General features: G+C 58.7%; 22 protein-coding genes and 1 tRNA gene. 2 read left to right on the top strand and 21 right to left on the bottom strand.

Annotation, left to right across the window (positions count from 1 at the left end):
• The first annotated feature begins 28 nt into the window (after window positions 1-28).
• Window positions 29-2,638: an efflux RND transporter permease subunit gene (locus KSS96_RS22755; protein ID WP_217855338.1), complete on the top strand. Its 2,610-nt coding sequence runs from the start codon at window positions 29-31 to the stop codon at window positions 2,636-2,638.
• A 102-nt stretch (window positions 2,639-2,740) separates the two neighbouring features.
• Here the strand turns inward: KSS96_RS22755 and KSS96_RS22760 are convergent, their stop codons facing one another.
• The 19 genes from KSS96_RS22760 to KSS96_RS22850 form a co-directional block, all read right to left on the bottom strand.
• Window positions 2,741-3,124 carry a MerR family transcriptional regulator gene (locus KSS96_RS22760; protein WP_017529209.1) on the bottom strand — a complete coding sequence of 128 codons (384 nt, stop codon included), beginning with the start codon at window positions 3,122-3,124 and terminating at the stop codon, window positions 2,741-2,743.
• A 160-nt stretch (window positions 3,125-3,284) separates the two neighbouring features.
• Window positions 3,285-3,863 (bottom strand): NAD(P)H-dependent oxidoreductase, encoded by a 579-nt coding sequence (locus KSS96_RS22765; RefSeq protein WP_017529210.1) that lies wholly within the window; start codon window positions 3,861-3,863, stop codon window positions 3,285-3,287.
• A 186-nt stretch (window positions 3,864-4,049) separates the two neighbouring features.
• A tRNA-Lys gene (locus tag KSS96_RS22770) sits at window positions 4,050-4,125 on the bottom strand.
• 111 nt (window positions 4,126-4,236) lie between these two features.
• Complete coding sequence (queE, locus tag KSS96_RS22775) at window positions 4,237-4,884, bottom strand: 7-carboxy-7-deazaguanine synthase QueE (RefSeq protein ID WP_068937273.1); 648 nt, start codon at window positions 4,882-4,884, stop codon at window positions 4,237-4,239.
• A gap of 164 nt (window positions 4,885-5,048) precedes the next feature.
• On the bottom strand, window positions 5,049-5,882 hold the full coding sequence (ybgF, locus tag KSS96_RS22780; RefSeq protein ID WP_017529212.1) for a tol-pal system protein YbgF: 834 nt from the start codon (window positions 5,880-5,882) through the stop codon (window positions 5,049-5,051).
• Between the two features lie 6 nt (window positions 5,883-5,888).
• Window positions 5,889-6,389: a peptidoglycan-associated lipoprotein Pal gene (pal, locus tag KSS96_RS22785; protein WP_003209827.1), complete on the bottom strand. Its 501-nt coding sequence runs from the start codon at window positions 6,387-6,389 to the stop codon at window positions 5,889-5,891.
• Window positions 6,390-6,444: 55 nt separating this feature from the next.
• Window positions 6,445-7,725, bottom strand: coding sequence for a Tol-Pal system beta propeller repeat protein TolB (gene tolB / locus KSS96_RS22790; protein WP_032883487.1), 1,281 nt, complete (start codon window positions 7,723-7,725; stop codon window positions 6,445-6,447).
• A 17-nt stretch (window positions 7,726-7,742) separates the two neighbouring features.
• Window positions 7,743-8,816: a cell envelope integrity protein TolA gene (gene tolA, locus KSS96_RS22795; protein WP_017529214.1), complete on the bottom strand. Its 1,074-nt coding sequence runs from the start codon at window positions 8,814-8,816 to the stop codon at window positions 7,743-7,745.
• Complete coding sequence (gene tolR / locus KSS96_RS22800; RefSeq protein WP_161979898.1) at window positions 8,816-9,268, bottom strand: protein TolR; 453 nt, start codon at window positions 9,266-9,268, stop codon at window positions 8,816-8,818. Before tolR ends, tolA begins: the two co-directional genes overlap by 1 nt.
• A gap of 23 nt (window positions 9,269-9,291) precedes the next feature.
• Window positions 9,292-9,987: a protein TolQ gene (gene tolQ / locus KSS96_RS22805; RefSeq protein WP_010208111.1), complete on the bottom strand. Its 696-nt coding sequence runs from the start codon at window positions 9,985-9,987 to the stop codon at window positions 9,292-9,294.
• Between the two features lies 1 nt (window position 9,988).
• Window positions 9,989-10,444, bottom strand: a complete 456-nt coding sequence (gene ybgC, locus KSS96_RS22810; protein ID WP_032890914.1) for a tol-pal system-associated acyl-CoA thioesterase — start codon at window positions 10,442-10,444, stop codon at window positions 9,989-9,991.
• A gap of 139 nt (window positions 10,445-10,583) precedes the next feature.
• Window positions 10,584-11,642 carry a Holliday junction branch migration DNA helicase RuvB gene (gene ruvB / locus KSS96_RS22815; RefSeq protein ID WP_017529216.1) on the bottom strand — a complete coding sequence of 353 codons (1,059 nt, stop codon included), beginning with the start codon at window positions 11,640-11,642 and terminating at the stop codon, window positions 10,584-10,586.
• A complete protein-coding gene (ruvA, locus tag KSS96_RS22820; protein ID WP_003175802.1) occupies window positions 11,643-12,254 on the bottom strand; it encodes a Holliday junction branch migration protein RuvA in 612 nt (203 codons plus the stop codon).
• Window positions 12,255-12,323: 69 nt separating this feature from the next.
• Window positions 12,324-12,848, bottom strand: coding sequence for a crossover junction endodeoxyribonuclease RuvC (gene ruvC, locus KSS96_RS22825; protein ID WP_017529217.1), 525 nt, complete (start codon window positions 12,846-12,848; stop codon window positions 12,324-12,326).
• A gap of 171 nt (window positions 12,849-13,019) precedes the next feature.
• Window positions 13,020-13,766, bottom strand: coding sequence for a YebC/PmpR family DNA-binding transcriptional regulator (locus KSS96_RS22830; RefSeq protein ID WP_017529218.1), 747 nt, complete (start codon window positions 13,764-13,766; stop codon window positions 13,020-13,022).
• 135 nt (window positions 13,767-13,901) lie between these two features.
• A complete protein-coding gene (gene aspS / locus KSS96_RS22835) occupies window positions 13,902-15,677 on the bottom strand; it encodes an aspartate--tRNA ligase (RefSeq protein ID WP_116079235.1) in 1,776 nt (591 codons plus the stop codon).
• Between the two features lie 108 nt (window positions 15,678-15,785).
• Window positions 15,786-16,007: an FmdB family zinc ribbon protein gene (locus KSS96_RS22840; protein WP_010208103.1), complete on the bottom strand. Its 222-nt coding sequence runs from the start codon at window positions 16,005-16,007 to the stop codon at window positions 15,786-15,788.
• A gap of 166 nt (window positions 16,008-16,173) precedes the next feature.
• Window positions 16,174-16,515, bottom strand: a complete 342-nt coding sequence (locus tag KSS96_RS22845) for a ribbon-helix-helix domain-containing protein (protein ID WP_017529220.1) — start codon at window positions 16,513-16,515, stop codon at window positions 16,174-16,176.
• A gap of 182 nt (window positions 16,516-16,697) precedes the next feature.
• Complete coding sequence (locus tag KSS96_RS22850; RefSeq protein ID WP_003193874.1) at window positions 16,698-17,171, bottom strand: Dps family protein; 474 nt, start codon at window positions 17,169-17,171, stop codon at window positions 16,698-16,700.
• A gap of 351 nt (window positions 17,172-17,522) precedes the next feature.
• Here KSS96_RS22850 and KSS96_RS28140 point away from each other — a divergent pair, with 351 nt between their 5' ends.
• Complete coding sequence (locus KSS96_RS28140) at window positions 17,523-18,125, top strand: cold-shock protein (protein WP_005790922.1); 603 nt, start codon at window positions 17,523-17,525, stop codon at window positions 18,123-18,125.
• 70 nt (window positions 18,126-18,195) lie between these two features.
• Here the strand turns inward: KSS96_RS28140 and KSS96_RS22860 are convergent, their stop codons facing one another.
• On the bottom strand, window positions 18,196-18,402 hold the full coding sequence (locus KSS96_RS22860; RefSeq protein ID WP_003175810.1) for a SlyX family protein: 207 nt from the start codon (window positions 18,400-18,402) through the stop codon (window positions 18,196-18,198).
• Window positions 18,403-18,405: 3 nt separating this feature from the next.
• A complete protein-coding gene (locus tag KSS96_RS22865) occupies window positions 18,406-18,831 on the bottom strand; it encodes an HIT domain-containing protein (RefSeq protein WP_065876967.1) in 426 nt (141 codons plus the stop codon).
• Window positions 18,832-19,045 lie beyond the last annotated feature (214 nt).

Raw genomic sequence — 19,045 nt, forward strand, 5'->3', positions numbered from 1 at the left:
GCCTGCCTTTCGTGGAACCGATTGAACTATGGAACGATACCTGAACTTCGTTGAGCGCTATGCGCGAACGATTGTGTTTGTGCTGGTGGCGATCACGGCCTACTTCACCTATGCCCTCGGCTCGCTGATGTCGGACACCAACCCCTACCTGCTCAAGGAAAGCCACCCCGCACGCAAAACCATCATCGAACTGCAACGCGAGTTCACAGGCACCTATGACTCGGTCATGGTCGCCCAGAATAATGCGCACAGCGTCTTTAACACGCAGTCGCTCAACGCCCAGTTCGAAATATCCCAAGCCCTGCGGCGGCTGATGCTGGCCAACGCCGATGACGAAGTCGAGTTGCGCCGCATTGTCGGCCAGCACGAGAACGACAGTCGTGCCCAACTGCTGGCCACCGATATCCTCGGCAACGGCTTCAGCCAAAACGATTATGCCCAGGCCAAAGCCTTGCGCGACCACGCGCGCAGCCAGGGCTGGGAGGCGCGCGACCTACAGTTTCTGACCTTTCTGGCCGAACGCATCAACCCGATCCAGGAAATGGCCTCGATGGCCGACCTGGAAAACATCAGCCTGAGCGCTGACGGCGAACTGTGGATCCACAAGACTCTGCACGGCCTGGACATGGACCCGCAGGCCGTCGAAGCGCAGATCATGGGCAACGAACAAATGGTCGGCGGGGTGGTGTCCCCGGACAAGAAAGTCGCGGTAGTGGTGGCCGAGCTGGGCACCAAGCAAGACGACGCCCAGGCGCAACTGCGGGCTTACCAACAGGTTCGCCAGATTGTCGCCGACTACCAGAGCCAAAACCCGCAATTCACCGATGAAGTGTTTATTGCCGGCACCCCCATTTTCATTGCCGCCCAACAAGAGATCATCGATCACGACCTGGCGTTGCTGTTTCCTATCGTGTTCCTGCTCGTGACCTCGATGCTGGTGTTTTTCTTCCGCAAGCCCCTGGGCGTGTTCCTGCCGCTGTTCAATATTCTGTTCTGCACGATTTGGACGCTGGGGCTGATGGCATTGCTGAAAGTGCCCATCGACCTGCTCACCAGTGTGCTGCCGGTGTTCTTGTTCACGATTTGCTGCGCCGACGCGATCCATGTGATGGCTGAGTATTACGAGCAACTCAACGCCGGCAAGACGTACCGCGAGGCCAACCGCGAGACCATGCGCCGCATGGTGGTGCCCGTGGTGTTGACCACGGTGACCACCATCGCCACGTTTATGATCTCTACGACCAACAACATCGTCAGCATCCGCAATTTCGGCATCTTCATGTCCATCGGGCTGACGGCCGCGTTGATCATCTCGCTGCTCTTGATTCCAGCGTGGATCTCCATCTGGGGCAAAGACCAGCCGCTGCGTAAAACCGTACACAAAGAGTCGATTATCTCGCGCTACCTGGTGGCTTTTTGCGCGCGCCTGATCCGCTGGCGCAAGCCGGTGCTCGTCGTGAGCCTGCCGTTGCTGGCACTGATGACGGTATTTACCTTCATGGTCGATATCGAGGACTCAGGTATCGCCTATTTCAAGAAAGACAGCCCGGTGCGCGTTTCCGATGAGTTCATCAACCGTTCCCGGATCGCGGGCACTTCCCCTGGCTGGATCGCCTTCGACACCAACACCCCGCGCGGCGCGCTGACCACCGAGACGGTACAGTTCCTCGACAAACTCGACCACTTTCTCAAGTCTCAGCCGAACGTCAGCTACACCTATTCAGTGGCGGCTTACGTCAAGCGCATGAACCTCGTGCTCAATGACATGAACCCCGCGTACCTGCGCGTGCCGCAGGCCATGGAGCAGGTGACGCCCGTCAACGATGAAGGGCAAACGGAAACCTTTGAGGTCGACGGTAACTCGCTGATCGAGCAGCACATCATGATGTTCGAGAACGGCGGCGGCTCCGACTTGCAGAACGTGCTTAACGCCGATTACTCCAAAGCCTTGACGCTCTATACCATGACCTCCTCGGTGGCCAGCGACTACAAGGACCTGCTGGACCGCCTGGACGCCTGGCTGTTGGTAAACAAACCGGCCAACCTGCAGGTCACCCATGCCGGCACACCCAAAATCTGGACCGGCATCCTGGCGGAGATCACCCAGGGCCAGGTGCTGAGCTTCTCGCTCGCGCTGCTGGTGGTCACGCTGATGATGATGTTCTGGCTCAAGTCAGTGCGGCTGGGGATCCTGGGCATGCTGACGCTGCTGACCACTTCGGTGACGGTGTATGGCTGTATGTACCTGTTGAACATCGAGCTGAACATCGGCACCACGCTGGTCACGTTCCTGGTGGTGGGCGTCGTGGATTACGCCGTACATCTGCTGTCGCGCATCAAGCTGCTGGTGCAGCAAGGTATCCACGTGGACGAGGCAATTCTGACGGCCATGCACAGTGTCGGGCGCTCGACGGTGGTCAACGTGGTGATTTTCTCGGTGGGGTTTCTGGCGCTGCTGTTTTCCGCGTACAAGCCCGTGATTGATCTGGGAACATTGGTGGCGCTGGCGCTGTTCTCCAGCGGGGTCATGACCATCTTGTTAGTGACGCTGATATCGCCCTGGTTCTTTGCAGCGATCGTGCCCGAGCAACCGGCAACTGAACGTGAACATCCAGCACACGAGGGCGCCCTGGGCTAGGTGCTGAAACGGGCGACGCCGGCAATAACCATTCAGTAACCATGGGTTGCCGGCGTTTGCGAACCGCGTGCACCGCTTCATGAGCTCATGCAGCACGTTCGTTCAGGCTGTTTTGGACAGGTGCTCAAACTGGCATTGGTATTGGGCATCCTTGAGGCTGCTTTCAAATTGCTCAAGGCCGTCGTAGATGTTCTGCAACCCTTGGATCTGGGCTTTCAGCTCGATTTTTTTATCCGCAATGGCCTTGTTGGCCAAATCCCAAGGCAGCTCCTGGCCGCGGTGATCCTGAAGGATCGCCTGCATTTCCTTGAGTTTGAACCCCAGTTGCTGAGCACACTTGATAAACGTCAGCAACTCGACGCTTTGCTGGCTATAGACCCGATACTTGCCCTCGCGCACCGGCGGGGGCAGTAAGCCGATGTCTTCATAGTGGCGGATCGTCTTGACGGTGGTGCCCGACAGCAGGGCCGCTTTGCCGATATACATGAAAAGTCCTTTTTTATGGCACACGTGTGGAAGCGCATTTTGGCGCGCGCATCTTCACACATGTCTCCGGAACCGGGAACCCGGAGATATCAAAAGGCTATGTATCTATATGAATGAAGCTGGCATCGCCCGTTGCAGGCGATGCTGTGCCACGCGGGCATCAACGGCCGGCGATAGCCTGCGCTTGCTTGAGCCAGGCTTCACGCTGGGAGGCGCCGGAACCGAGGATTGGCCCAAACGTAAGCGTGTTCAACGGTTTTATGCCGCAAAACTCAAGGGTGGTTTTGCGCATCTGATGCAGGCCCGGCATGCGATAGACCCATTTGTAGTACCACGGCGGCGTGTCCATCGTGACCAGCAGATCAGCCGTACGCCCCTTTAGAAGCTTATCGGGAAAGGCTTTGCCTTCGCGGTACTTGAAGGCGAACCCCGGAAGGAATATCCGGTCGAAAAACCCCTTCATCAATGCCGGAATCCCGCCCCACCAGATCGGATAGACAAATGCCAGGTGTTCAGCCCAAGTGATATCGGCCTGAGCCTTGAGCAGATCCGGCTCCAACAGCTGAACCTGTCTGTAGCCGTCGTGCAGCACGGGATCGAAGCGCAATGCGTCCAGCCGCAACAGACGCACATCGTGCCCGGCACGTGTGGCGGCATTCACGTACGTCTCGGTCAACGCCCCACAAAAACTGTCGGTTGAGGGGTGCCCCAGAATCACCAGTACTCGCTTACTCATCATCACCGCATCCTGAAAGTTGAACGTTCAGGATAGGGTGTGCCCGTAACAGGAGAGTCAACAGGCGCTTTGGCCAAATGCTGGCAGTGCCGGGTGCATTGCGCACCTGTCAGGCCCAAATGCCAGGCAAAAAAAAACCCGGAAATCCTCACTTGCGTGGGCCTTCCGGATTTTCTAAACCGCCAAAAATGGTGGGTCGTGTGGGATTCGAACCTACGACCAATTGGTTAAAAGCCAACTGCTCTACCAACTGAGCTAACGACCCGCTGTGTGGTGGCGCGTATAATACTGATTTCTAAGGATTATTCAACACCTTATTTTAAAAAAATCAGAAATAACGCGTTAGGGCTGCAATGACGGCCGTTTGTGCGCCCTCTCAGCGACCCGGCTCGTCGTTCCACAGGTACTTGTGCAACTGCAATTGCAGGCGCACCGGCAGGTTGTCCGCCACCACCCAGTCGGCCAGGTCGCGCGCGTTCAGGTCGTGATGGCTTGGGGAAAACAGCACTTCACCGGCTCGACGGTCGAGACCGTATTGGATCAACTTGGTGTTGGCCCAATCGTAGTCCGCACGGGAACAGATGACGAACTTGACCTGATCGTTGGGCGTCAGCAGCTCGATGTTCTCGTAACGGTTGCGATGCGCTTCCTTGGAGCCTGGCGTCTTGAGGTCGACCACGCGGCTGACGCGTGGGTCGACTGCCGAGATGTCCAAGGCCCCGCTGGTTTCCAGGGACACTTCATAACCGGCATCACACAACTGCTTAAGCAACGGGATGGCATTGGGCTGGGCCAAGGGTTCGCCACCGGTCACGCAGACATAGCGAGGCTTGAAGCCGGCGACCTGCTCCAGGATGTCGTCGAGGGTGCGCAGGGTGCCGCCACTGAAGGCATAGGCACTGTCACAGTATTGGCAGCGCAAAGGGCAACCGGTAAGGCGCACGAAAACGGTGGGCAGCCCAGCGGTTCGCGTTTCACCCTGTAACGAGTAAAAAACTTCGGTAATACGTAATGTGTCTTGCATAGTCGCCACGGGCGTAACAGCTAAACAGGCTGTCCGCCTCCGTCAGGCACTTCAAGGAACCCCGCCAACGCGTAGGCTCCAAGGAGCGTGTTTCATAAAAGGGCGTGGATTCTAACGAAAAAACCCGCGCCAGGCGCGGGTTTCTTCTAAACGGGCGGCATTGCTTACAAGCGCTGCAGATCCCGTTGAGCCAACTGTGCGGCGGAAGTCCCCGGATATTGGGCTACAACCTGCTGCAGAATGCCTTTTACCTTGTCGGTATGACCCAGGCGGCGTTCTACGTCAGCGAGCTTGTACAGCGAGTCGGGTACTTTGGCGTGTTTGGGGTACAACTGGCTGACCTTGGCAAATGCCTGGCCCGCCCCCTGCAGATCACCCTTCGCCAGGTTTACTTCGCCCAGCCAATATTGGGCATTGCCCGCGTACTGGCTGTTCGGGTATTTGCGCAGGAACGCGCTGAATGCCTGGCTGGCCTTATCGAAATCCTTGGCTTTGATCAGGTCGAAAGCTGCATCGTAATACAGCTTCTCCTTGGCCGGATCACCCGGTTCGCTGCTGGCGGCAGGGGCTTGGCTGGCAGCCGCGGCGCCTGCTGCACCACCGGCGGCAGCGCTTGGCGCACCACCGGCAGAAGAATTATCAGGAGTAGCGGCAGGTGTAACACCGGCTCCTATGCGTCGATCAAGATCCTGGTAACGCTCCAGGCCTTCTTGCTTCAACTGGTTCACTTGATTCTGCAGAACTTCAATGGCGCCCTGTTGCTGGGCCAATTGATCCTGCATGCGTTGCAGTTGGTTGAACAGTTCGCCCTGTGCCGAAGGAGCGGCCGTAGCCGCCCCCCCAGCATAGGCGCCGTTCGTGCCATAACCCGCTGGCGGATAGCTGCTCCCGCTATTGTTATAGCCAGAGTTGCTATCTTCCACAGGAACCGCAGCCCACACCGCAAGCGGTGCGAAGCTGAGAGCCAATACAGTTAGAGCACGACGGCACGTTCGCATGACGAATTACTTACGCAGTTCGACGCGACGGTTTTGAGCCCAGGACTGCTCGTCGTGGCCAGTAGCAACTGGACGCTCTTTACCGTAGGAAACCAGTTCCAGTTGGCCTGGAGCAACACCTTGCAGTACCAGGTAGCGCTGAACGGCTTTCGCACGACGCTCGCCCAGTGCCATGTTGTACTCACGAGTACCACGTTCGTCAGTGTTACCTTCCAGAACAACGCGAGCGCCGTTAGCTTTCAGGTCCTTGGCGTGAACGTCCAGAGCGCGCATGGCTTCTGGTTTCAGGTCCGAACTGTCGTATTCGAAGTAGAAAGTGGTGATAGCGCGCAGAGCAGCTTCTTCGCTCAGGGAGCCGTCAACTGCACCAGTGTTAGCGCCGTAACCAGCGTTTGGATCAACAGCTGCGCCTTCACCGGCATTGTCGCCGCCTTTAGACGAGCAACCAACGGCTACGGACAGAGCCAGAGCCAGAGCAGCAAACTTACCAAACTTCAGCATTTCCATCGTGAAACTCCTAATGAACCCCAGTGTGTTAAGTACTTCTTTTTGTAGCGCCGCGTCAGTTCAGGTAAGGGGACCAGGACGGTTCTCTGACTTCGCCTTGAGCGGTAGGAAGCGGGAGCCTTACGCGTCCGTTAATGGACACGAGCATCAAGACTCCCCGGCCCTGCTGGCGGGTGGCGTAGATTACCATGGTGCCGTTGGGCGCAACAGTAGCTGACTCATCAAGGTTGGTATCTGTAAGGATTTTTACCGTTCCACGCTGCAAATCCTGGGCCGCAACCCGGAAATTAGTGAAACCATCCTGACGGTGAATCATCACCAACGTCTTTTCATCAGCCGAAAGCTTAGGGTTGGCGTTGTAGTTACCAATAAAGGTCACTCGTTCCGCACCGCCACCGCCAATACTCGATTTGTAGATTTGTGGCTTGCCGCCCCGGTCAGAGGTGAAATAGATGGTCGAACCATCCTTACCCCAGAACGGTTCAGTGTTGATACCCGGGCCGCTGGTCACACGCGTGATCTGGCGCGAAGCCATGTTCATCACGTAGATGTCCGGGTTGCCGTCTTTGGACAATACGAACGCCAGGCGCGAACCATCCGGCGACCAGGCCGGCGCACCGTTGAGGCCTTCGAAGTTAGTGATCTGCTCACGACGGCCGGTGTCGATGTGCTGGACGAAGATACGCGGACGTTTCTGCTCGAAAGACACATAGGCAATGCGCTTGCCATCCGGCGCGAAGCGCGGCGACAGGATTGGCTCACGCGATTGCAGCAAGGTCACGGCGCGCGCGCCGTCATAGTCCGAGCGCTGCAGGGTGTAACGGGTGTTGTCTACGGAGAAACGCTCAGCCGTCACGTACAGCAGACGCGTCGAGAAAGCACCCTTGATGCCGGTAAGCTTTTCAAACGACTGGTCAGAGATGTAGTGGGCCATATCCCGCAGTTGTTCGGCGGTGCCCGATACGCTGCCGGTCAGCACCTGCTGCTCGGTGGCCACGTTGAACAAGGTGTAGGTGATCTGCAGGCGACCGCCGGCCGGCGTGATGTTGCCGACCATCAGGTACTGGGCGCCAACGGCTTTCCAGTCACGGAAGATCACTTCGCTGGCCTGGGCCGGCTGGCTGATCATGTTGCCTTTGGGAATCGGCGCGTAGTAGCCGGAATTGCGCAGGTCGTCGCTGACGATCTGGGCCATGTCGTCCGGCAGCACGCTGCCGCCCTGCCAACCGAACGGTACAACCGCGATCGGGGTGGCCCGATCGCTACCGCTGGTAACCAGAATGTTCTTTTCATCCGCCGCCGCTATCCCTGCCATACAGCAAATAACGACAAGCATTCCTCGAAGAAGGTTTCTCACAAGGCTAGATCCTCAGGTGTGAATGTCATCTTGAATGAACGATAGGGAGCGAAGTCGCTTGGTTTCATTCCCTGCATCTCGGTCAACCGGCCAATGTTCTTGACCGCGGCAACCGCCGAACTGTCGAACGATGGATCGCCACTGCCCTTGGCCACGCTGACCGAAGTCACCGTACCGTCCGGCAACATGCCGATCTGTAGCACTACTGTCATGCCTTTGCGTGCCGAAGGTGGACGAGTCCAGCCTTCTGCTGCCCGTGCCCGAATCAGGTCGTCGAAACTGCCCGCGACTTCATCACCACGCTCATCGGCCAAGGCTTGCTGACGCTGCGGCGTGTCGGAGAGCAAATCTGCCAAGGCCTGGGCCTTTTTCTCTTCGGCGGATTTACGCGCTGCTTCCTGGGCCTTTTTCTTGCTGGCATCGGCGGCAGCTTTCTTCTTCGCGTCGTCGGCGACTTTCTTCTTCGCCTCGTCTGCTTCAGCTTTTTTCTTGGCGTCTTCGGCGGCTTTCTTCTTCGCGTCTTCGACTATCTTCTTCTTGGCCTCTTCAGCGGCCTTTTTCTTGGCCTCTTCTTCGGCAGCCTTTTTGGCTTCTTCTTCAGATTTCTTCTTGGCTATATCAGCCAATTGTTTCTCTTCGGCTTTTTTCGCTTCGGCGGCTTTCTCGGCTTTCTTGGCTTCATCAGCCTTTTTCGCCTCGTCGGCCTTCTTCGCTTCGTCAGCCTTTTTCGATTCCTCGGCTTTTTGAGCCGCCTCTTCTTTCTTTTGTTCCGCAGCAGCCTTCACCGCTTCCTGCTCGACCTTTTTCTGTTCCATCTGCTCGACTTCAGTCTGGCGCGCGGCCGACTTCTGGGCTTCACCCGCAATCTTCTGATTGGTCTGGGTGGTGGCCTGACTTTTCGATTTCAGCTGATACAGGGTCGCCTGCACGATCGGCTTGGCTGGCGGCAGGTCCGGGGTCATGGCAAAGCTGACGAACAGCATGCCAAATACCAGGACGTGCAGGGCAATTGCCCAGACGCTAGGCCAGAAGTAGCTTTCCGAGGCGGACGGCTCTCGCTGTTGCTGCATCAGGGCGCCTCGGTAATCAAGCCAACGTTACCCACGCCGGCTTTCTGCAGCCCACCCATGGCACCCATGACGGAGCCGTAGTCGACCGACTTGTCGCCGCGAATGAACACCTGGGTGTGCTTGCCGCCTTCGTTGCCGGAGCGAATGATCTTGGTCACCGCATCGGTCATCGCCGGCAGGGTCAAGGCCTTGTCCTGCTGCTTCTGGGTGTCGACTTCGCTGCCAAGGTTCCAGTAATAGGTCTTGTCAGACTTGATCGAAATGGTCAGCACCTGGGTGTTGTTGTCCTGGGGCAAGGCTTCGCTGGAAACCTTGGGCAGGTCAACCTTCACGCCCTGGTTGAGCATCGGCGCAGTCACCATGAAGATCACCAGCAGCACCAGCATCACGTCGATGTAAGGCACTACGTTCATCTCGGCGACCGGCTTGCGCTTGGTTCGAGCTCGAGTGATTAAAGCCATCGGGGAGTACCTGCTTATTCTTCGCTGGTGTGCACTTTACGGTGCAGGATCGCCTGGAATTCATCGGCGAAGGTGTAGTAACGGCCAATCAGGTTTTCGCCGCGCGCGGCAAAACGGTTGTAGGCAATAACGGCCGGGATAGCGGCGAACAGGCCGATCGCGGTGGCGATCAGGGCTTCGGCGATACCCGGGGCCACGGTGGCCAGGGTGGCTTGCTGGGCCTGGGCCAGGCCGCGGAAGGAGTTCATGATGCCCCACACGGTACCGAACAGGCCGATGTACGGGCTGACGGAACCGACGGTGGCAAGGAACGGCAAGCTTTGCTCAAGCTTCTCTTCTTCGCGGGAAATGGCGACGCGCATGGCACGGGCCACGCCTTCCATCACGGCTTCCGGGTCAACCCCAGGTTGCTGGCGCAGGCGGGAAAATTCCTTGAAGCCGGCACGAAAGATCTGCTCGACGCCCGAATCGGGGTCCGGGTTGCTGCCGGCCTGGCGATACAGCTTGGACAGGTCGATACCCGACCAGAAGCGCTCTTCAAAGCTCTCCAGGGCGCGTCGACCGGCGCGCAGCAAGTTGCTGCGCTGAAAAATCATGACCCAAGAGGTAACCGATGCGGCTACCAGGGTCAGCATGACCAGTTGAACCACAACACTGGCATTGCTGACCAGGCTCCACATGGAGGAATGGTCGACGACGGTAGGTTCCACGCTAAATCTCCTGCTTTGATTGTTTACCCGCGCCGCTCACGGCGGCAAAGGCCGCACGTAGAGTTTCGGGAATGGCCCGAGGTTTCAAACTATTGGTGCGCACACAGGCCACCAGGAACTGCCCCTCGCAGAGCAGCGTTGCATCCGTTGCCCGCCTGACCTGCTGCTTGAAACGCAGGCTGGCACGGTTCAATTCGATTACTTCAGCGCTGACCAGCAGTTCGTCGTCCAGTCGCGCCGGCGCGTGGTAACGCGCCTCGCTGGAGTGCACGACGAATAACAGGTCCTCCCCTGCCAGCTGGGATTGGGCAAAGCCCAGCTCCCGTAGCCGCTCGGTTCGAGCCCGCTCCATGAACTTGAGGTAATTGACGTAATACACGATGCCGCCGGCATCGGTGTCCTCGTAATAAACGCGACAGCGATGTGCGAACGACTGATCCCCGTTTTGCGCGCGCATACTCTAGTGCTTACTCCTGAGGTTGCCAATCCGGCTGAGCAACTGTTTTTGCATTCTCAAAGACATTTCCAACCACTGACTGACGACGCCAGACACTGGGACAGCACAAACCTCGAATAAATCGGCCCGCATCGCCTTTTTAATCGTCCACTGCATCGAGAAACTCGTCTACCGCAGGCATCTCACCCAAACGTGACGGAATGTTTAACCCGAAGTGCAGATAGGCATGGCGTGTGACGACGCGGCCCCTTGGGGTGCGCATGATATAGCCCTGCTGGATCAGGTACGGCTCCAGCACATCTTCGATGGTATGGCGCTCCTCACTGATTGCGGCCGCCAGGCTGTCCACACCCACCGGGCCACCGTCGAATTTCTCGATCATGGTCAAGAGCAGGCGCCGGTCCTGGTGGTCGAAACCATGCTCATCCACGTCCAGCAGGTTCAACGCCAGGTCGGCCACGGCCTTGGTGATATGCCCCTTGGCTCGCACTTCGGCAAAGTCGCGCACGCGGCGCAGCAGGCGGTTGGCAATTCGCGGCGTGCCACGGGCGCGACGGGCGATTTCAAACGCGCCTTCCGGGTCCAGCGGCAACCCGAGAATGCTTGCCGAACGGCTGACGATGGTTGCCAGGTCGGCGGTGCTATAGAACTCTAGACGTTGAACAATGCCGAAACGGTCTCGCAACGGGTTGGTCAGCATACCGGCACGCGTCGTTGCGCCCACCAGCGTGAACGGTGGCAGGTCGAGCTTGATCGAACGGGCCGCCGGGCCTTCGCCGATCATGATGTCGAGCTGGAAGTCTTCCATCGCGGGGTACAGCACTTCCTCGACAATCGGCGACAGGCGGTGAATCTCGTCGATAAACAACACATCGTGAGGTTCAAGGTTGGTCAGCAGCGCGGCCAGGTCGCCTGGACGCTCCAGCACCGGGCCGGAGGTGGATTTGATCGACACGCCCATTTCCTGGGCAATGATGTTGGCCAGGGTGGTTTTACCCAAGCCCGGCGGGCCGAAGATCAAGGTGTGGTCCAAGGACTCACTGCGCCCACGCGCGGCCTGGATAAACAGCTCCATCTGCTCGCGCACGGTGGGCTGGCCGATGTAGTCGGCCAGGCTCAGCGGGCGAATGGCACGGTCCTGGACTTCTTCACGGTCGCGCGGGCCGGTGGCCGCGATCAGACGATCAGCTTCAATCACTTAAATCATTCCCTTCAGGGCTCGGCGGATCATGTCTTCACTGCTCAGGTTCTTGTCTTTGATGGCCGACACGGCTTTGCTGGCTTCCTGCGGCTTGTAGCCCAGGGAGATCAAGGCACTGACCGCATCGCTTTCGGCGCTAGCGACCTGGCCCGCCGGCATGTCCGGCTGGTTCGGCACCAGGGCGAACATGCTCGGTACGACTTCCCACGCTTTAAAGCGGTCCTTGAGCTCCACCAGCAGGCGCTCGGCGGTTTTCTTGCCCACGCCTGGCACCTTGGTCAGCGCCGAGGTGTCCTGGGCCGAAACCGCACGCACCAGTTCATCCACTTCCAGGCTCGACATCAAGGCCAGCGCCAATTTTGGCCCTACGCCATTGAGGCGAATCAGTTCACGGAAGAAGTCGCGGTCACGCTTGCCAATGAAACCATAGAGCAATTGCGCGTCTTCGCGCACCACCAGGTGAGTATGCAGCGTAATGGGTTCGCCGACCGAGGGCAGGCGGTACAGCGTAGTCATGGGCACTTCCAGCTCATACCCCAACCCATTGACATCCAGAATCAGGTGCGGCGGCTGTTTTTCAGCCAGAGTGCCGCGCAAGCGTCCAATCACGGTTCAGATCCTTAAAGCGTGGGGGTCAGATCAAAGGCCTGACCGCAAATATCGATTGCGCTGATGCTATCAGAGACGCAGCCGCCCGCCACGACTGCGTGCGGTGCCCAACCCATGAGGCAGCAGGCTGGAACGGGTATGCGCATGACAAATGGCGATGGCCAGGGCGTCGGAAGCGTCAATCTGCGGTTTTGAAGTGAGTTTTAGCATGTGCATGACCATCATCTGCACCTGTTCTTTATTGGCCGCGCCAGTGCCGACCACAGCCTGCTTGACCTGGGTCGCGGTGTATTCGGCGATCTCCATGCCCTCCTCGGCGCCAGCCACGATAGCAGCACCGCGGGCCTGACCAAGCTTCAACGCAGAATCGGCGTTCTTGGCCATGAATACTTTTTCGATGCCCATGGTCACAGGGCCGTAGGTCTGGATCACTTCACGCACGCCGCGATAGACAATCTGCAAACGCTCGGCCAGTTCGCCCGAACCGGTGCGGATGCACCCCGAAGCAACGTAGACGCAGCCGCGCGGGGTCTGTTGCACCACGCCAAAACCGGTAATGCGCGAACCGGGGTCGATACCTAGGATTAAAGTCATAACGCCTGCGGTTAGGGTAAACACATTTCTTGATACTCAGAGAATCCAATGTGGGAGGGGCTTGCCCCCGATGGCGGTGGGTCAGTCACAAATGTGCTTACTGACACTCCCTCATCGAGGGCAAGCCCCCTCCCACACAAGCCCCTCCCAGATTCGGAGCTACAGCGCTTTTCAGCCCAGTTGCTCCGCTACCGATTCCGGGATGTCGGCATTCGAGTAAACGTTCTGCACATCATCCAGGTCTTCGAGCATATCCAGCATCTTCAGCACTTTCTGCGCGCCGTCCAGGTCCAGTTCGGCACTGGTGGTCGGCAACATCACGATTTCCGCGTCGGTGCCCTTGAAGCCGGCAGCCTCCAACGCGTTACGCACGGCGTAGAAGCTGGCAAACGAGGTAAACACATCGATGGAGCCGTCTTCGTTGGTCACCACGTCGTCGGCATCGGCCTCCATCGCAGCTTCCATCAGCGCGTCTTCATCGGTGCCCGGCGCGAAGGATATCTGCCCTTTACGCTCGAACAGGTAGGCCACCGAGCCATCGGTACCCAAGTTGCCGCCGCATTTGCTGAATGCATGGCGCACGGCGGCGGCGGTGCGGTTGCGGTTATCGGTCATGCACTCGACCATCACCGCCACGCCGCCCGGACCATAACCTTCGTAGGTCAGCTCGACCATGTCGTCGGTGTCGGCCGCACCGGCGCCACGAGCCACGGCGCGGTCGATGATGTCGCGGCTCATGTTAGCGCCCAGGGCCTTGTCCAGTGCCAGGCGCAGACGCGGGTTGGAACCTGGGTCACCACCGCCCTGGCGAGCGGCGACGGTCAGCTCACGGATCCACTTGGTAAAAATCTTGCCTTTCTTGGCATCCTGACGCTCTTTGCGGTGCTTGATGTTCGCCCACTTGGAATGGCCAGCCATAACACAACTCCGAATTCTCTAGAAACCTTATCAATCCCGCCCCAGGCGAGATTTCCCTCTTTTAAACGCAAAGGCGCATCCGAAGATGCGCCTTTTTGACTGCCTACAACCCTATCGCGCTTTCACGCAGCAGCCTTACTCAGCCTTCGGCGTCTCGCGCAGGCGGATGTGCAGCTCGCGCAGTGCCTTGGCATCCACCACACCCGGAGCCTGGGTCATGACGTCCGCGGCGCTCTGGGTTTTCGGGAAGGCGATCACTTCACGGATCGACTGGGCGCCAGTCATCAGCATGACCAGACGGTCCAGGCCGAACGCCAGGCCACCGTGCGGCGGCGCGCCGTATTTCAGGGCGTCGAGCAGGAAGCCGAATTTCTCTTCCTGTTCCGCTTCGTTGATGCCCAACAGGCGGAAGACCGCTTGCTGCATCTCTTTGCGGTGGATACGGATCGAACCGCCACCCAGCTCGGTGCCGTTGAGCACCATGTCGTAGGCGCGGGACAACGCGCCTGCCGGGTTGGCTTCCAACTCGGCCGGGGAGCACTTCGGCGCGGTGAACGGGTGGTGCAAGGCGCTGAAGCTGCCGTCGTCGTTCTCTTCGAACATCGGGAAGTCAACGACCCACATCGGCGCCCATTCGCAGGTCAGCAGGTTCAGGTCGTGACCCAGCTTGATACGCAGCGCGCCCAGGGCTTCGCTGACGATCTTGGCCTTGTCGGCGCCGAAGAACACGATGTCACCGTCGACCGCACCCACGCGATCGAGGATCGCGTTCAGGTTGTCCAGCGGGATGTTTTTCACGATCGGCGATTGCAGGCCGTCAACGCCGTTGGCGCGCTCATTGACCTTGATGTACGCCAGGCCCTTGGCACCGTAGATGCCGACGAACTTGGTGTAGTCGTCGATCTGCTTGCGCGGCATGCTCGCGCCGCCTGGCACACGCAGGGCGGCGATGCGGCATTTCGGGTCGTTGGCCGGGCCGCTGAACACCTTGAAGTCGACGTCCTTTAGCTGGTCGGCAACGTCCACCAGTTCCAGCGGGTTACGCAGGTCTGGCTTGTCGGAACCGTAGCGGCGCATGGCCTCTTCGAAGGTCATGTGCGGGAATTCGCCGAACTCCAGGTCCAGCACTTCCTTGAACAGGTTGCGGATCATTTGCTCGGTCAGGCCCATGATCTCTTTTTCATCGAGGAAGCTGGTCTCGATGTCGATCTGGGTGAATTCCGGCTGGCGGTCAGCGCGCAGGTCTTCGTCACGGAAGCACTTGGCGATCTGGTAGTAACGGTCGAAGCCGGCCACCATCAGCAATTGCTTGAACAACTGCGGCGATTGCGGCAGCGCGAAGAACGAACCGGCGTGGGTACGGCTCGGTACCAGGTAGTCACGCGCGCCTTCCGGGGTGGCCCGGGTGAGGATCGGCGTTTCGACGTCGAGGAAGCCGTTTTCATCCAGGAAGCGGCGGATGCTGGTGGTCATGCGCGAACGCAGGCGCAGCTTCTCGGCCATTTCCGGACGACGCAGGTCCAGGAAGCGGTACCGCAGGCGGGTTTCTTCGCCTACGTCGGAGTATTCGTTGAGCGGGAACGGCGGCGTTTCCGACTCGTTCAACACTTCCAGCTCGTAGCCCAGCACTTCGATGCCACCGGACGCCATGTTCTTGTTCACGGCACCGGCAGGACGCAGGCGGACCTTACCGGTGATCTTCACAACGTACTCGCTGCGCACACGGTCGGCGGCGGCGAAGCTCTCGGCGCGGTCCGGGTCGAACACTACCTGGGCCAGACCATCACGATCACGGATATCGAGGAAGATCACCCCGCCGTGGTCGCGGCGACGGTGAACCCATCCGCAAAGGGTGATTTCCTGACCTTCCAGGGTCTCGTTCAGTTGGCCGCAATAGTGGCTGCGCATCATGGTCGTGGTTTCACTTCTCGTAATTCGAAATTCGGTGGCAGGCCTGCCTCGTCACCGTACATTAAAGCAGGGGACGGATAATGCAGGAGCCTGCGCGTAGAGTTCAACTCAGTCTGCTTTGTCGCCGCCCGCCAGATTCTTCTTCGAGCCGGTCTTGAAATCGGTCTCGTACCAGCCGCTGCCGCTCAAGCGGAAGCCCGGCATGGACAACATCTTCTTGAGCTCCGGAGCCTGGCAGGCTGGGCAATCGACCAGCGGCGCTGCGCTGATCTTCTGAATGGCTTCCAACTGATGACCACAGGAAGCACATTGATAGTCGTACATGGGCATGGAGATGTCTCGGCGATCAGAACGTTACTGCGCCACGCCTGCCCTAAGGGTCGGCGGCATGCGCAGCAAAGCGCGGGATTATATCTGGTAAATCGAGGCAGCGCAGCCGGCTTTCTACCCGAAGCCTCGCCCGCCTGGGCGGCGGGCCGGCTGCGGGGTCACGGGTTTACTCAGGGTTCGGCGAGGTGGCGCAGCTTTTTAGCAAGTGAACGACGCACACCACCCTCACGAGCCCACTGAAATTTTTCACACCGCCGTAACGCAAATGCACTTCCCGGTCGACGTAAGACAACAATGCACTGACAGAACAGGCATTGATCCGGGCTATTTCCGTAAGGATGTTCCAATAGACCTGCTCAAGCCGCAGGCACGTTGAAAACCCATTGAGCCTGACCGATCGGGACAAGGGCCTGGCCAGCGCCATGTCGAACCCTTTAGCAAACGGGTCGACTTTTATCTTATGAAAACCACAGGTTTCCATCACTCCATTACCCACCGCGCGTGACATACACCTGACACTCCATTGCCAAACAGTAACCCAGGGGTTATTCCCATTGGGCGATGGCTCTATGGAACAGCAGGGAGACCGGTGGCAGCCAGAAGACGCGGAGTCGATAGTTGTAGGACAACGCCAGGAAGTGCGCAGAAACAAGCGAGTGGCGCCAGGACGGCGCCACTCCGATGCGTGAATTATTGATTTTCGAGCAGGGAACGCAGCATCCACGCGGTTTTCTCATGGACCTGCATGCGCTGGGTCAGCAGGTCCGCCGTCGGCTCATCGCTGACTTTATCGAGCAATGGGAAGATGCCACGCGCCGTGCGGGTGACCGCCTCCTGGCCGGCCACCAGCTGCTTGATCATCTCTTCGGCGCTGGGTACGCCTTCCTCTTCCTTGATAGAAGAAAGCCGGGCGTAGATCGAATAGGCGCCCGGTGCCGGGAACCCAAGGGCGCGGATACGCTCGGCAATGGAGTCCACCGCCAGCGCCAGCTCGTTGTACTGCTCTTCGAACATCAAGTGCAACGTACGAAACATGGGGCCTGTGACGTTCCAATGGAAGTTGTGGGTCTTCAGATACAGTACATAGGTATCGGAAAGCAGCCGCGAAAGCCCGTCGACGATGGATTTGCGATCTTCTTCACTGATGCCGATATCGATTGCCATGTTTATCCCCTTCAATTGAGCAACATTCATTGACCAGGTGCCGCACCACTCTAGCAAGAGTGCCGGCGATACGCAGCCGGATACACCCAGGCGACGTGCGGCAAATCGCGCGCACCTGTCTAGGACAAGTGTTTGCCCTGCAAATGCCCAAAGCCTCACGCGCCCCGTAAATGCTTGATTTGAGTAGGCACGGCCTTTGCTGTTAAATAGGCAGCGTGTCGCCGCCGTTAATGACCACGGCAAGCGGCATAGGCTGATACCCGTGCACGTGCCCAACGCCTCCCATTGTTCAGAAGCGAACCGTGCCAGTCAGCTCTTCCTGGTGATCCGTCTTAACGTGAGTTAATCAAAATGTTGAAAATCGTCCACCTGCTAACGGGCGTTGCAGCGTTGCTGCTGTCCTTTATCCCGAGCCTGCAGCCTGAAAGCCTGCCCTACCTGCAACAACATGATGCTTTGTATCTGGCCTTGTTCGGCCTTCTTAACCTGACCCTCGCCCCGGTAATCCCTTACTGGAACAAAGGCACCCGTCATCAACTGCAAAACCTGGTCAGCGCGCTGCTGGTACTGACCGTTGTCGTACAAACCCTCACCCTCCTGGCACCCATGCCTGAAGTCGGTGGTCATCCGGCCATCCTGCTCAGCCTGGTGATTGCTGTGGTCGCCATCGTTCTTCACCTGGCCATCAGCTTCTACCGTTCGTCGCCGGCGGCCGCGTCGCAGAACTACGATATGACCAACCGGGATACCGGTACCGTCAAGTGGTTCAATACGTCCAAAGGCTTCGGCTTTATTTCCCGTGATTCGGGCGACGATATCTTCGTCCACTTCCGGGCCATTCGCGGTGAAGGCCATCGCGTCCTGGTGGAAGGCCAGCGCGTGGAATTCTCCGTGATGAATCGCGACAAGGGCCTGCAAGCCGAAGACGTGATCGCGGCATTGCCGCGTCGCTGATACCGCTTTAGCAGCCGTAAAAAAACCGCGATCCGGCGCTGCCGGGTCGCGGTTTTTTATTGCCCCCGGATCAATAGTGAGGCGGTGGCGCTTCTTCTTCGGACGTTTCGAACTGGCCACCCATTTCTTCCTGGCGCTTGAGCAGCGCAGTCATCTGCAGTTGCAGGCGCTCAACCGCGCGTTGCTGGGCGACGAGGATGTCATTGAGGGTCTCGATGGTGTCGTCCTGAAAGGCCAGGCGGCTTTCCAGGTCGGTAACGCGTGCTTGCAGATCCATGATTCAGCTCTGGGTAAATTTGAAATCGGCGGGCAGCAGCTCGCGCAGACGTGCGCGGATACCCGCCACTTGCTCGTCAGTATAGGGCTGCGCAGGATGCTTGCCCCACACCGGTGCCGGCCAGGCGGCGTCATCGCGCTTGCGTACGATCACATGCACATGCAGTTGGCTGACCACGTTGCCCAGTGCACCGATATTCATCTTGTCGGCGTCCAGGCCCTGGTTCAGCCATTGCGCCAGGGCTGTCGTCTCTTGCCACAGAGTTTGTTGATCTTGGACACTCAGCTGAAACACTTCGCTGATACCTTCGATGCGCGGCACCAGGATGAACCAGGGGTAGTTCGAGTCGTTGGTCAGCAGCAGGCGGCACAACGGGAAATCCCCGATGACCAGTGTGTCTTGTTGCAGGCGTTGATCTAAGGCGAACACCGCGGGCCTCCGTTCGGCAGGTCAGGTTCAGGGCGCCCAGCATACCGTTGAATGCCTCAGGCTTCACGGCGATTGCACACGCACCCGCGCAATCCTGCAAAAAACCTGCACCCTTTCGATGCAGGCAATTATTTGAGCTACGCTAACTCGGGCCTCCCCGGGATGCACCAAAATGACCCACCCGTGCTTCAAAGGGGCCCGCGAACTACCCACT

Source organism: Pseudomonas asgharzadehiana (assembly GCF_019139815.1).
Classification (GTDB): Bacteria; Pseudomonadota; Gammaproteobacteria; order Pseudomonadales; family Pseudomonadaceae; genus Aquipseudomonas; species Aquipseudomonas asgharzadehiana.